The sequence below is a fragment of the Streptomyces sp. NPDC012769 genome, assembly GCF_042901205.1.
In the GTDB taxonomy this organism is placed as follows: Bacteria; Actinomycetota; Actinomycetes; order Streptomycetales; family Streptomycetaceae; genus Streptomyces.
The window spans coordinates 158,151-171,457 of sequence record NZ_JBIBCP010000003.1; the positions used below are offsets into that span (position 1 = coordinate 158,151).

Sequence of the window (13,307 nt, forward strand, 5' to 3'; positions counted from 1 at the left end):
CTCACGGCTGGGGTTTGGGGCGATGCCGCCGGACCGGGCCCGCACGGGTCTCGCCGCTGTCCGCCGCCGCCATGCCGACCGTGGCCACTCCGAGCACGATCCAGGCGAACCAGAGCCAGCCGCTGCTGCCGAGCGCCACTGTGTACGTGGTGATCAGCACCAGGGCGGCGAAGGTGATCACACCCATCGTCTTCGTGGGACCGGACATCATCGCTCCGCCCTCCTCGAAGCCATCGTGACCCCGGGACAGGGGCGTGCGCCACCCCTGGGACCGCGCTCCTTGCGCCCCCCGGGCGCGAAAGGCGACGGTCAGCGGCCGCCGCGGGTCTGGAGCGAGGCGAGGTACGCGTTGTACGCCTCCAGCTCCTTGTCGCCGTCCCGGTCCGCGGCCCGGTCCTTGCGGACCGCCTGCCGCTGCTCGGAGTGGTACCACTGGTAGACCAGCGCGATCAGCACCAGCACCGACGGGATCTCGCTGAACGCCCAGGCGATGCCGCCCGCCGCGTGCTGGTCGGACAGCGCGTCGATGCCGAGCGAGGCCGGCGGGCTCGCGTAGGCCTTCACCATCGGCTCGCTCGCCATCATCAGCGCGATGCCGAAGAAGGCGTGGAACGGCATGCCCGCGAACAGCTCCAGCATCCGCATCACATAGCCCGGCCGGTGCGGACCCGGGTCCACGCCCATGATCGGCCAGAAGAACACCAGACCCACCATGAGGAAGTGGACCATCATCCCCACATGGCCCGCCTTCGACCCCATCAGGAAGTCGAACAGCGGCGTGAAGTACAGCCCGTACAGGCTCGCGATGAACATCGGGATCGTGAACGCCGGGTGCGTGATGATCCGCATGTACCGGCTGTGCAGCAGCTTCAGCAGCAGCTCGCGCGGACCCGTCGAACCCCGGCCGGCCACGGGGAGCGCCCGCAGCGCCAGCGTCACCGGCGCACCGAGCAGCAGCAGGATCGGCGACAGCATGGAGATCACCATGTGCTGCACCATGTGCACGCTGAACATGACCATGCCGTAGTCGTTGAGCTTCGTGCACATCACCAGGGCGATGGTCAGCACGCCCACCACGAAGAACACCGTCCGGCTCACCGGCCAGGCGTCCCCGCGCCTCCGCAGCCGGGCCACGCCCCACCCGTACAGAGCGAGCGCGGCCAGGCACCCGGTCAGGAAGAAGAGGTCGGGGGAGAACTCCAGGGCCCGCCCCAGCGTGAACGGCGGCAGATCCATGGTCATGCCGTGCCCGCTGTGATCCATCTGTCTACTCCTGGAGCCCGATTCGCGCTTGTTGTCCGCACCAGACTAGAACCGCCCCCGGTCGTGGCGGCGACCGGGGGCGGGTGTCACGGAGCGGAGTCGTCAGAGCACGTTCTCGGCCTCGGCGTAGCGGTCCTCCGGGACCGTCTTCAGGGTCTCCACGGCCTTCGCCAGCGGGACCAGCACGATGTCGGTGCCGCGCAGCGCCGTCAGCATGCCGAAGTCGCCGCGGTGCGCCGCCTCCACCGCGTGCCAGCCGAAGCGGGTCGCGAGAACGCGGTCGTACGCGGTCGGGGTGCCGCCACGCTGCACATGGCCCAGGATCACCGGGCGGGCCTCCTTGCCGAGGCGGCGCTCCAGCTCGACGGAGAGCTGGTTGGCCACGCCGGTGAAGCGCTCGTGGCCGTAGATGTCCTTGCCGGCGGTCTTGAAGTCCATGGAGGAGCCCTCGCGGGGCTTCGCGCCCTCGGCGACCACGACGATCGCGAAGCGCTTGCCGTCCTCGAAGCGGGCACCGACCCGAGAGGTCAGCTCGTCGATGTCGAAGGGACGCTCGGGCACCACGATCGCGTGCGCCCCGGCGGCCATGCCGGAGTGCAGCGCGATCCAGCCGGTGTGCCGGCCCATGACCTCGACGATCAGCACCCGCTGGTGGGACTCGGCGGTGGTCTTCAGCCGGTCCAGGGCCTCGGTCGCCACGGTGACGGCGGTGTCGAAGCCGAAGGTGACATCGGTCGAGGCGATGTCGTTGTCGATGGTCTTCGGCACGCCGACGATCGGCAGACCCGCCTCGGAGAGCAGGTTCGCGGCCTTCAGGGTGCCCTCGCCGCCGATCGGGATGATCGCGTCGATGCCCAGGTCGGCGACGTGGCCCCTGGCCCGCTCGACGCCGTCGACCAGATGGGCGGGCTGCACCCGGGAGGAGCCGAGGATGGTGCCGCCGCGGGCCAGGATGCCGTTCACCGCGTCGAGGTCCAGCTTGCGGTAGTCGGCCTCCAGCAGGCCCTTCCACCCGTCGTGGAAGCCGATGACCTCGTCACCGTGGTCGACGACCGCGCGGTGCACGACGGACCGGATGACGGCGTTCAGACCGGGGCAGTCTCCGCCGGAGGTGAGCACACCAATGCGCATAGCCCAAAAACCTTTGCAACGTGGGCCGACTCCCGGACCACGTCGTCCGGCTGGATCCCCGCCACCCTATCGGTGCCGGGTGGCGGGGCCGAACCGGATGTCCGCGGATTGGACACCGTCTTTACTTACGAATCCATTGTGCGTATGCGCGCTCAGACGTGCGGTGCGAGGCGCTGTGCGACGGGCCGTCAGGCGGGCTGCGTCGCCGCCGCGATGCGCTCCGCGCGGAGCGCCTCGTACCAGCGGTCGTCCGTCGGCGGCAGCGCGTTCACGTCCAGCGCCAGCTTCAGGAGCAGGTCCGCGATCTGCGGGTTCCGCGCCATGACCGGGCCGTGCATGTACGTGCCGAAGACGGTGTCGTTGTACGCGCCCTCGGTGCCGTCGCCGGTGCCGTTGCCGTTGCCGAACACGGTGCGGGCGAACGGGCGGGCGGTCGGGCCGAGGTGGGTGACGCCCTGGTGGTTCTCGAAGCCGGTGAGCTGGGGCAGACCCAGCTGCGGGTCGATGTCGCCGAGCACGTCGCCGACACAGCGGGCGCCCTCGCCGCGGACCGTGGTCACGTCGAGGAGACCGAGGCCGGCCTGGCGCTCGCCGACGTCGTTGACGAACTCGTGGCCGAGGATCTGATAGCCGGCGCACACCGAGAAGATGATCGCGCCGTTGGCCGCGGCCCGGCTCAGGCCGCCGTCGCGGAGCAGCCGCTCGGCCGCCAGGCGCTGGGGCCGGTCCTCGCCGCCGCCGATCAGGTAGATGTCGCCGGAGGTCGGGACCGGCTGGTCGCTGCGCACGTCGACGCGCTCGACGCTGAGGCCGCGCTGGCGGGCACGGCGCTCGACGACGAGGACGTTGCCCTGGTCGCCGTAGGTGCTGAGCAGGTCCGGGTAGACCCAGACCAGACGCAGGCTGCTGTCAGTCATGCTGCAAGTCCTTTTGCGGGGTCGAGTCGGGTCAGTTGCCGACACGGCGGCGGACGTCCTGGAAGGCGGTGTAGTTGGCGATCAGCTCGATCTGGCCGGGCGGCGCCACCGTCACGGCCTCGTCGAGCGTCTCGCACACGCGGAAGTCCACGCCCGCGACCTCCAGGCGGACCGCCAGGTCCAGCTTGCGGTCGCCGATGACCATGATCGGGTGGCCGGCCAGCCGGCCGTAGTCCACGTCCCACAGCCAGGAGGTGTCCGTGCCGTCGGCGCCACGCGCGTTGACGGAGAGGATCACCGGGGTCGGCGGCTGGTCGATCAGGGAAAACGTTTCGAGCCAGCCGGCCGGGTTCTTGGCCAGGAGCAGTCGCAGATCACGCCCCTGGAAGGAGACCACGTCGTAGCGGCCCGCGACCGCCTGCACCTGGTACATCCGCTCCAGGGCCACCTGCGGCGGCACCCCGAAGACCGCGGCGACCGCGGCGGAGGTGGCGGCGTTGGCCTTGTTGGCGCGGCCGGGCAGCTGGAGGTGGATCGGCCAGGCCGAGCCGTGCGGGTCGAGCACGTGGTCGCCGTTCAGCGCCCAGCTGGGCGCGGGGCGCCGGAAGCCGCACTCGCCGCAGAACCAGTCGTCGCCGGGGCGCTGGAGCACACCGCCGCAGGCGGGGCAGGACCAGGCGTCGTCCTTCCACTCCTGGCCGACGGCGACCCACACCACGTTGGGGGAGGAGGAGGCGGCCCACACGATCAGCGGGTCGTCGGCGTTGGCGATGACGACGGCCTTCGTGCCGTTGAGGCCCTCGCGCCACTTCTCGGCCAGCATCCGGGTCTCCGCGGCGCGGTCGAGCTGGTCGCGGGAGAGGTTGAGCAGGGCGATCGCCTTGGGCGTGGTGTCCCGGGCGACGCCGGCGAGGTACTTCTCGTCGACCTCGATGACGCCGTACCGGGCGTCCGATCCGCCGGCCAGGGCGGAGGTGATGCCGGCGGGCATGTTCGCGCCGAGCGCGTTCGACACGACCGGACCGCTGGCGCGCAACGCCTCGGCGATCAGGCGGGTCGTGGTGGTCTTTCCGTTGGTCGCCGACACGAGCACGACGTCCAGATGCTGCGCGAGCCGCCCCAGCAGATCGGGGTCGAGCTTCAGCGCGACCCGGCCGCCGATCACCGATCCGCTGCCGCGTCCCGCTGCTCGCGACACCGCGGCTGCGGCCTTGCCCGCCGTCACGGCCAGCTTGGCGCGCGGCGACAGCGGCTCCGAGTTGCTGCCTGACATCGTCCTTGTTCCTCCTTGCGTCGGTCCGGGCTCAGCCTATCGAGATCCGGCCAGCAGCCCGAACCGCGGCACCGCGCCACGAGGGGGCTGACCCCTGAACGTACCCTTGCGCCCATGCGAAACCGGCTGATCCCCGGCAGTTCCGGCCACGTCCGAGCGATGACGCTCCTCGGCGACCCCGTGCTGCACACCCCCTGCGAGACCGTCACCGACTTCGGGCCCGAGCTCGCCCGGCTCGTCGAGGACATGTTCGCGACGATGTACGCGGCGAACGGCGTGGGCCTCGCCGCCAACCAGGTGGGCGTGGGGCTGCGGGTCTTCGTCTACGACTGCCCGGACGACGAGGACGTCCGGCATCTGGGCCATGTGGTGAACCCGCGCCTGGTGGAGGCCGACGGGGACGTGTTCCGGGGCCCGGAGGGCTGTCTGTCCCTGCCGGGCCTGGAGGCGCCGACCCCGCGCCTCGACCGCGCGGTCGTCGAGGGCGTCCGGCTGGACGGCACCCCGGTCCGCGTCGAGGGCACCGGGTTCTTCGCCCGCTGCCTCCAGCACGAGTGCGATCACCTGGCGGGCGGGGTCTACGCGGACCACGTCACGGGCTGGGCCCGGCGCCGCCTGCTGCGGGCGATCCGCAAGGAGCCGTGGGGGAGCGGCGTGGGGGTGCTGGAGGGCTGACCTCCGAGGCCGCGCCCTCGCCCGCGCGACAGCGTCCGGGCCCGCCGGAAGGTCGCCGGAGCCGAGCGGGAAGGCCTAGAAACCGGGCCCGTCCGCGCGGTCCTGGGCCTGGGCCAGCCGGCCCCACAGGACGTCGGCCAGGGCGCGCACCAATTCCGCGCGGGAGCAGGGGCGTTCGCCGAGCCACCAGTCGCCCGCGGCGTGCATCATGCCGACGATGCCGTGCCCCCAGATCCGGGCCTGCGCCTCGCCGCCCGGGCCGAGGTCGATGCGCTCGGCGATGACCTGGCCGAGCTCCTCGCCCATGCGGCGCAGCAGCGGGGCGGAGTGGCGGCCGACGTCGAAGCCCTGCTCGGACTGGTGCGGCTCCTCGGCGGGGTGCATGAGGAAGCGGTAGACCTGCGGCATGGCCTCGATGGAGGCCAGATAGGTGTCGAGGGTGGACTCGACCCGGCGGCGCCGGTCCGAGGGCGCGTCGAGCGCGGCCCGCAGCGCCGAGAGCAGCGCGTCGGTGTGGCGGGTGGCGAGGGCCCGGTAGAGGCCGCCCTTGTCGCCGAAGTGGCGGTAGAGGATCGGCTTGGTGATGCCCGCCTCGGCCGCGATCGCGTTCATGGAGGCCTTGGGCCCGTCGCGGAGCACCACGCGGTCCGCCGCCTCCAGCAGCTCGCGGCGCCGCTGGTCGGCGGTCCGGTGCTGGTCGGTGGTGGTCCGGTGTGTGGTGTCCATAAGCGTGTCTCCCCGCCCGTACGAATTCCTGAGGCTGTCGCAACGTAACACCCGGGCGGCACCCCGTGCCGTCCGGCCGCCGCCCGGGGGAACCGCTCCGATGCTGGTTGACAGCTCCTACCCACCGGTAACAGACTGCTGTTACCGCAAGTAACATACCGCTGGGAGGGACCATGGGCGAGTTCACGCTCGAACTCAACGACGACCAGAAGCAGGTGCGCGACTGGCTCCACGGCTTCGCCGCCGATGTGATGCGCCCCGCGGCCGCCGAATGGGACGAGCGTGAGGAGACTCCCTGGCCGATCATCCAGGAAGCCGCCAAGCTCGGCATCTATTCCCTGGACTTCTACGCCCAGCAGTTCTTCGACCCCACGGGCCTCGGCATCCCGATGGCCATGGAGGAGCTCTTCTGGGGCGACGCCGGCATCGCCCTGTCCATCGTCGGCACCGGTCTCGCCGCCGTCGGCGTCCTCGCCAACGGCACCGAGGAGCAGATCGGCACCTGGGTCCCGCAGATGTACGGCGACGCCGACGACGTCAAGGTCGCCGCCTTCTGCTCCTCCGAGCCCGACGCCGGCTCCGACGTGGCCTCCATGCGCACCCGCGCCGTCTACGACGAGGCCAAGGACGAATGGGTGATCAACGGCACCAAGACCTGGGCGACCAACGGCGGCATCGCCAACGTCCACGTCGTCGTCGCCGTCGTCGACCCCGAGCTCGGCTCCAAGGGCCACGCCTCCTTCATCGTGCCGCCCCACACCCCCGGCCTCTCCCAGGGCCAGAAGTTCCAGAAGCACGGCATCCGCGCCTCCCACACCGCCGAGGTCGTCCTGGAGGACGTCCGCGTCCCCGGACACTGCCTGCTCGGCGGCAAGCAGAAGCTGGACGAGCGCCTGGCCCGCGCCCGGGAACGCGCCAAGGCGGCCGGCGGCATGGGGGTCCCCCCGGCCGAAGGCTGGGGGAGGGTCAAGAACGCCGCCATGGCCACCTTCGAGGCCTCCCGCCCCGCCGTCGGCGCCATGGCCGTCGGCACCGCCCGCGCCGCCTACGAGGTCGCCCTCGACTACGCGAAGACCCGCGAGCAGTTCGGCCGCCCGATCATCGACAACCAGGGCGTCGCCTTCCAGCTGGCCGACATGCGCACCCAGATCGACGCCGCCCGCCTCCTCGTCTGGCGCGCCTCCTGGATGGCGACCGCCGGCAAGCCCTTCACCTCCGCCGAGGGCTCGATGTCCAAGCTGTACGCCAGCGAGGTCGCCAAGAAGGTCACCGCCCAGGCCATCCAGATCCTCGGCGGCAACGGCTACACCCGTGAATACCCCGTCGAGCGCATGCACCGCGATGCCGCCATCTACACGATCTTCGAGGGCACCAGCGAGATCCAGCGCCTGGTCATCGCCCGCACCCTCTCCGGCATGCCGATCCGCTGACCGCCGACCGCTCGCACGCCGCGGATCACACCACGCAGAACTCGTTGCCCTCCGGGTCCTGGAGCACCACCGCGTAGTAGTCCATGCCCTCCGGCTCGTCCATCGCGTACAGCACCGAGGCGCCCAGCCCCCTCAGCCGGGCGACCTCGGTGTCCACCCGCTCGCGGCGGACGGCGAGCGGCACCCCGCGGCCGCCGCCGACCTTCAGGTCCAGATGCAGCCGGTTCTTGACCGTCTTCGGCTCCGGCACCCGCTGGAACCAGACGCGCGGCCCTGCCCCCTTCGGGTCGACGATCGACTCGGGCAGCTCCCCGGCACCGTCCCCCAGCTCGTCCTCGGGCACGCCGATCGCCCTCCAGTACGCGATCCAGCTCGGGTGGCCGTCCGGCGGCGGCTCCGGTGCATAGCGCAGGGCCTCGGCCCAGAAGGCGACCAGGCGCTGCGGATCCGCGCAGTCGATGGTCAGCTGCACGGTCATCTCGGGTGCGTTCGTCCCGGGTGCGTCCGTCTCGGGTTCGTCCATGACGGCAGCGTCGCAGACACCACTGACAACGTCCGGCCGACGGTCGACGCGCCACCGCCGCGCCGCCTACCGGCAGATCATCTCCTGCGGCAGAATCACGAGGCCACACGTTCATAGGGGGACACCACGATGGCGATACCCGAACTCACCGGACTCCCGCTGCTCGGCTCACTGCTCGACCTCAAGAACGACTCGCTCGGCACCTTCCTGAGGGCCCGGCGCGACCACGGGGACGTCGTCCGGATCAGCGCCGGGCCGCCCGGCATGAGGGGCACCGTCCACTGCGTGTTCTCCGCCGAGGGCGCCCAGCAGGTCCTGGCCGGCGAGGCCGCCAACTTCCGCAAGGACAACGCCTTCTACCAGGAGATCCGCGAGTCCTTCGGCAACGGGCTGCTCACCAGTCAGGACGGCGACTACCTGCGCCAGCGGCGGCTCGTCCAGCCGCTCTTCACCCGCCGCAGCGTCGACACCTACGCCTCCGCCGTCGCCGCCGAGGTCACCCGGCTCACCGACGGCTGGCGCGACCGGGCCGAGGAGACCGTCGACGTCGTCCACGAGATGAGCGGGCTGGCCCTGCGGGCCGTCGCCCGCATCCTCTTCGGCACCGACGTCGAGGAGGCCGTCGGCATCGTCGAGCGCTGCTTCCCCGTGCTCGGCTCCTACGTCTCCAGCCGCGGCTTCGCGCCGCGCAAGATCCCGCGCGACTGGCCCACCCCCGGCAACCGACGGGCCGCAGTCGCCCACGAGGAGCTGTACGCCGTCTGCGACCGGATCATCGCCGAGCGGCGCGCGGCCGGGACGAGCGGCGCGGGGCAGGACCTGCTGACCCTCCTGGTCGCCGCCGGCAGCGACGAGGACGGCGGCTTCGACGCGGCCGAACTGCGCGAACAGGTCCTGGTGTTCCTCCTCGCCGGCCATGAGACCACCGCCACCTCCATGGCCTTCGCGCTGCATCTGCTCGCCCGCCACCCCGACGAGCAGAAACGCGCCCACGAGGAGCTCGACCGGGTCCTGGCGGGCCGCGCGCCCGACGCCGCCGACCTGGACCGGCTGCCCCACCTCACCCGGGTCCTCAAGGAGGCCATGCGGCTCTTCCCGGCCGCCCCCGCCATCGGCCGCCGGGCCGTCGCCGCCACCGAGATCGACGGCCACACGATCCCCGCCGGCGCCGACGTCATCGTCTCCCCGTGGGTGACCCACCGTCACCCCCGTTACTGGGACGACCCGGAGCGCTTCGACCCCGACCGCTTCACCCCCGAGGCCGAGGCGGCCCGCCCGCGCTACGCCTGGTTCCCCTTCGGCGGCGGCCCCCGCGCCTGCATCGGCCAGCACTTCTCCATGCTGGAGTCGGGGATCGCCCTGGCGATGATCCTGCAGTCCTACGAGCTGGTGGCCGTCGACACCGATGTCCCACTGGGCTCCGCGATCACCCTCCAGGCCCTCGGCCCGGCCCGTTGCCGGCTGAAGGCCCGTACCTGACCGGAGTCCGTGACGGACTCCGCCACGGGTCCGTCACGGAGTCGGTGACGGCGTGCAGGTGGTGCCGGGGCGGATCTTCGTCAGCGCGACGAGATAGTCCTCGACCTTCCGGTCGACACAGGCGTCCCGCCCGTACCCCGTGTGGCCCGCCGCGTCGAAGGACAGCAGCATGCCGCCGGGGAACTGCCGCGCCAGGCTCACCGCCTCGCCGTAGGGCGTCGACGGATCGCCGGACGTGCCCACGACGAGGACCGGGGGGACGCCGTCGGCGTTCACCCGGTGCGGCCGCTGACGGCCGGCCGGCCAGTCCTTGCAGACCAGTTCGCCGGTCACGCCGGTGGTGCCGTACGCGCCGGCGGCCCGGTGGGCCGGGGCGAGCGCGTCCCAGTAGGCGCGCTCGTCACGAGGGTGGGGGACGTCGAGGCAGTTGATCGCGATCAGGGCCGCCTCGGAGTTGTCCTCGGGCACGTCGGCTTCGGCGGGCTCGCCCGGTCCGTCGGGCCGGGCAGGCTCCTCCGAGGCGTCCGCCTCACCCGTCCCGCCGCCCTCTTCCGACTCCTCCGTCTCCTCCTCGGTCTCCTCCTCCGCGTCGGTGGCCAGGGCCGCCAGCGCGGTGCCGTCCCCGCCGTCCGCCGCGCGCAGGGCCTCGGACAGGGCCTCCCACTGCGCCTCCGGCGTGTACATGGACAGGGCGAGCGCCGACACCACGCCGGCGGCGTCGAGACCCTCCTCGGAGCCGTCGACCGGCAGCGGCTCGCGCTGCGCCCGCCTCACGAGCCGGTCGATCAGCGCGCGTATCTCCTCGGACGTGGCACCGGGACAGCCCTCGCCGACCGTGTCCGCGCAGGAGTCCGCGTAGTCGTCGACGGCCTTGCGGAAGCCCGTGGACTGGCTCAGCGTGCGCTGCCGCCAGTCGAGCGACGGATCGATCGCCCCGTCCAGGACCATCGCCCGTACCCGGCGCGGGAACTGCTCGGCGTACGAGGTGCCCAGGCTCGTCCCGTACGACCAGCCCACGTACGTCAGCTTCCGCTCGCCGAGCGCCGCCCGCAGCACGTCCAGGTCCCTCGCCGCGTCGTCCGTTCCCACGTGCGGCAGCAGCGGCCCACTGGCCTCGACGCACGCCTCGGCCGTGGCCCGGGCGTCGGCGAGGGCGGCGGCGCGCTCCGCGGCGGTACGGGGATAGAGGGGCGCGGCAGCCGTGTCCGGCGACTCCTCGTCCGCGCCTTCCTTCCCCTCACCCTTGCCCTTCGTACGGCAGGTCAGGGCAGGCCGGCTCTCCCCGACGCCGCGCGGATCGAACGCCACGATGTCGAACCGCTCCCGCACCCCGCGCCCGAGGTCCTCGGCCAGACCGTCCCGCAGGGCCTGGACGCCGCGCTCTCCCGGGCCACCGGGGTTGTACACGAGGGCCCCGAGGCGGCGCCCTGCCGTGGCGGTGGCGGCCCTGGCCACCGGCAGTACGAAGGTCCTGCCGTCGCCGGGCCGGGAGTAGTCCATCGGCACGGTGAGCGACGCGCACTCCAGCTCGCCGCAGGGCCGCCAGGCGAGCTTCTGCCCGTAGAAGCGCCGCAGTTCGGCCCGCTGGGCCGGATCGGCGGTGGCCGCGGCCCCGGGCCCCGGCCGACCCCCGTCCGGTCCGGCCCCGGCCGTGCACGCGGCCAGGGAGGTGGTTCCGAGGACGGCGAGGGCGACGACGAGGGCCGCGCGGGGGCGGCGGCGGGCGTGGGCGCGGATCACGGGGAACTCTCCTTCGGTGGTCGGTCCACCGCAGGATCACGCGCGCATGCTGAGGATTTCCTGAAGGCGGCCGGCGGCGGCCGGCGGCCCGGAGCCCGAGGCCGGTCTCCAGGGGCAGCCGGTCCGCGGCCTCAGTCCGTCGTCGGCAGGCGCAGGACGAAACGAGCGCCGCCGTGCGTGCCGCGGCCCGCCGTGAGCGTGCCGCCGTGGACGTGGGCGACCCAGGAGGCGATGGACAGTCCGAGGCCGGTGGAGCCCGAACCGCTGCGGAAGCGGTCGAACAGGGCGCCCGCGACCTCCGGCGGCAGGCCCGGACCGGCGTCCTCGACCGTCAGCGTCCCGTCACCGGTGACCGTGACCAGCACGTCCGCCGGCAGGCCCGGCGCGTGACCGTGCGCGAGCGCGTTGCCGAGCAGATTGGCCACGGCCCGGCGCACCAGGTCGGGATCGGCGACCACGATCGTGTCCTCGGCCTCGACCCGGACCCGATGGCCCTGGGTCGGAGCCTCCTCGACCACGGCCTCCACCAGCTGGTCCAGCCGCAGCGGCTGGCGCGCCGGGGCGACCGAGCCGGACATCAGCCGGGCCCGGGTGAGCAGCCCGTCGACCAGCCGCCCCATGCCCTCCGCCAGGCCCAGGGTGCGCCGGTGCACGTCCGCGCTGTCCGTCTCGCCGCGCAGCGCCGTCTCGGCGAGCGTCCGCAGCGAGGCCGCCGGGGTGCGCAGGTCGTGGGCGGCGTCCGCGAGGAACGCCTCCTGCTGGGCCAGCGCGACCAGCGCCGGGCGGACCGCCCGCCCCGACAGGACGTGCCCGACGGCCGCGGACAGCAGCACGAGCAGCGCGCAGCCGCCCGTCACCACCCACACGAGCCGACGGTGGTCGTCCCGCTGCGCCGTCGCGTCGGCCACCGTCACCAGCACGCCCTGCGGGCGCGCGTCCTGCGCCGCCTCCGCGTCGTAGAAGGGCATCGCGAACACCCGTACCGGCGCGCCGCTCGTCGATCGCCGGTCGAAGCCCCGCACGTCCTCGGCCCGCACCGCCGCACGGCCGGCCGCCAGGACGACGTCCCGGTCCACGGCCAGGCACGGCTTCGCCGGCGCGTGCCGCACGGTCAGGCCCCGGCCCGCGACCAGGAGCACGGTCAGCGGCGGGCAGTCGATGTTCATCGTGTCCGCGAGGACGGACGTGTCGAGCCGTCCGTCCTCCTCGGTCTCCAGCAGACCGAGGGCCCAGCTGGTGTCCGCGTCCATCGCGTGGTCGAGCTGCTCCCGCCAGCGGACGCTGTCGCTGCGCACGGCCAGCACGGCCATCGTGATCAGCCCGAGGGCGCTGGTGAGCGCGAACAGCAGGGTGATCCGCCGGCGCAGCCGCAGCACGCGCGCGCTCGGCGTGAGGGGCGCCCGCCTCACCGGTCGTCGCCGGGCGCGAGCCGGTAGCCGACCCCGCGCACGGTGTGGATCAGCGGGGGGTCGCCGAGCTTGCGGCGGAGCTGGGACACCAGCACCTCCAGGACGTTGGACTGCGGCTCGGCCATCTCGTCCCAGCAGCTCTCGATCAGCTCGGACCGGGGGACCGCCTGGTCGGCCCGGGCCGCGAGGACCTCCAGAACCGCGAATTCCCTGCTCGTCAGCGTCAGCAGCACACCGGCGCGGCGCACATGCCGACGGGCCGTGTCGATCTCCAGGTCGCCGACGCGGTGCACCGGCGGGCGGACCACGGCGGAGCGGCGGCACAGGCTGCGGACCCGGGCGACCAGCTCGGGCACCGCGAACGGCTTGACGAGATAGTCGTCACCGCCGCTCGCGAACCCCTCCACCCGGTCCGCGACCCTGTCCCGCGCCGTCAGGAACAGCACCGGCACCCCGCGGCCGGCCCGCCGCAGCCCGTCCACATAGGCGGCGGCGTCCCCCGACGGCAGCATCCGGTCGAAGACGGCGCAGTCGTACGCGGTGACGAACAGCGCCTCGTCCGCCTGCGGCAGATCGCCCGCCTCGTCGACGGCGAGCCCGGCGGCCCGCAACGCGGCGGCCACCCCGAACCGGAGGTTTTCGTCATCCTCGACGAGCAGTACACGCACGCGGCCACCCTAGAGCCCCCTCATCCTCGGCACCCCCGACGTGGGGCGGCGGTCAGCGGTCGCCGACGCCGGA

13 protein-coding genes are annotated in these 13,307 nt (G+C 72.9%); 3 read left to right on the plus strand and 10 right to left on the minus strand.

Annotated elements, in window-relative coordinates; translation table 11 throughout:
• Position 1 precedes the first annotated feature (1 nt).
• From ACFY7C_RS16100 to ACFY7C_RS16120, 5 genes are all read right to left on the minus strand, one after another.
• Entirely contained in the window at positions 2-211 is a 210-nt protein-coding gene (locus tag ACFY7C_RS16100) for a hypothetical protein (RefSeq protein WP_389652804.1), read from the minus strand.
• Between the two features lie 98 nt (positions 212-309).
• Complete coding sequence (locus ACFY7C_RS16105) at positions 310-1,263, minus strand: cytochrome c oxidase assembly protein (RefSeq protein WP_389649954.1); 954 nt, start codon at positions 1,261-1,263, stop codon at positions 310-312.
• A gap of 102 nt (positions 1,264-1,365) precedes the next feature.
• Entirely contained in the window at positions 1,366-2,394 is a 1,029-nt protein-coding gene (locus ACFY7C_RS16110; protein ID WP_389649957.1) for a 6-phosphofructokinase, read from the minus strand.
• 188 nt (positions 2,395-2,582) lie between these two features.
• On the minus strand, positions 2,583-3,311 hold the full coding sequence (locus tag ACFY7C_RS16115) for a glutamine amidotransferase (RefSeq protein ID WP_352075341.1): 729 nt from the start codon (positions 3,309-3,311) through the stop codon (positions 2,583-2,585).
• A 31-nt stretch (positions 3,312-3,342) separates the two neighbouring features.
• On the minus strand, positions 3,343-4,584 hold the full coding sequence (locus tag ACFY7C_RS16120) for a MurT ligase domain-containing protein (protein ID WP_389649961.1): 1,242 nt from the start codon (positions 4,582-4,584) through the stop codon (positions 3,343-3,345).
• A gap of 114 nt (positions 4,585-4,698) precedes the next feature.
• Between ACFY7C_RS16120 and def the strand changes: the two genes are divergently transcribed.
• Positions 4,699-5,259, plus strand: coding sequence for a peptide deformylase (gene def / locus ACFY7C_RS16125; protein ID WP_389649963.1), 561 nt, complete (start codon positions 4,699-4,701; stop codon positions 5,257-5,259).
• Between the two features lie 75 nt (positions 5,260-5,334).
• Here def and ACFY7C_RS16130 read toward each other — a convergent pair whose 3' ends face one another.
• Positions 5,335-5,985: a TetR family transcriptional regulator gene (locus ACFY7C_RS16130; RefSeq protein ID WP_389649966.1), complete on the minus strand. Its 651-nt coding sequence runs from the start codon at positions 5,983-5,985 to the stop codon at positions 5,335-5,337.
• A 173-nt stretch (positions 5,986-6,158) separates the two neighbouring features.
• On the opposite strand from ACFY7C_RS16130, the gene ACFY7C_RS16135 reads away from it, so the two are divergent.
• A complete protein-coding gene (locus tag ACFY7C_RS16135; protein WP_389649968.1) occupies positions 6,159-7,415 on the plus strand; it encodes an acyl-CoA dehydrogenase family protein in 1,257 nt (418 codons plus the stop codon).
• Between the two features lie 25 nt (positions 7,416-7,440).
• Here the strand turns inward: ACFY7C_RS16135 and ACFY7C_RS16140 are convergent, their stop codons facing one another.
• Entirely contained in the window at positions 7,441-7,938 is a 498-nt protein-coding gene (locus ACFY7C_RS16140) for a VOC family protein (protein WP_389649971.1), read from the minus strand.
• A 129-nt stretch (positions 7,939-8,067) separates the two neighbouring features.
• On the opposite strand from ACFY7C_RS16140, the gene ACFY7C_RS16145 reads away from it, so the two are divergent.
• Positions 8,068-9,417 carry a cytochrome P450 gene (locus ACFY7C_RS16145; RefSeq protein ID WP_389649973.1) on the plus strand — a complete coding sequence of 450 codons (1,350 nt, stop codon included), beginning with the start codon at positions 8,068-8,070 and terminating at the stop codon, positions 9,415-9,417.
• A 33-nt stretch (positions 9,418-9,450) separates the two neighbouring features.
• Here ACFY7C_RS16145 and ACFY7C_RS16150 read toward each other — a convergent pair whose 3' ends face one another.
• The 3 genes from ACFY7C_RS16150 to ACFY7C_RS16160 all read right to left on the minus strand — a co-directional run bounded on the left by ACFY7C_RS16150 (position 9,451) and on the right by ACFY7C_RS16160 (position 13,234).
• A complete protein-coding gene (locus ACFY7C_RS16150; protein WP_389649976.1) occupies positions 9,451-11,157 on the minus strand; it encodes an alpha/beta hydrolase in 1,707 nt (568 codons plus the stop codon).
• Positions 11,158-11,288: 131 nt separating this feature from the next.
• Positions 11,289-12,566, minus strand: coding sequence for a sensor histidine kinase (locus ACFY7C_RS16155; protein WP_389649979.1), 1,278 nt, complete (start codon positions 12,564-12,566; stop codon positions 11,289-11,291).
• The gene (locus ACFY7C_RS16160) at positions 12,563-13,234 is read right to left on the minus strand and encodes a response regulator transcription factor (RefSeq protein ID WP_389649982.1); all 672 of its coding nucleotides are present in this window, start codon (positions 13,232-13,234) and stop codon (positions 12,563-12,565) included. The genes ACFY7C_RS16155 and ACFY7C_RS16160 overlap by 4 nt, the downstream gene beginning before the upstream one ends.
• Positions 13,235-13,307 lie beyond the last annotated feature (73 nt).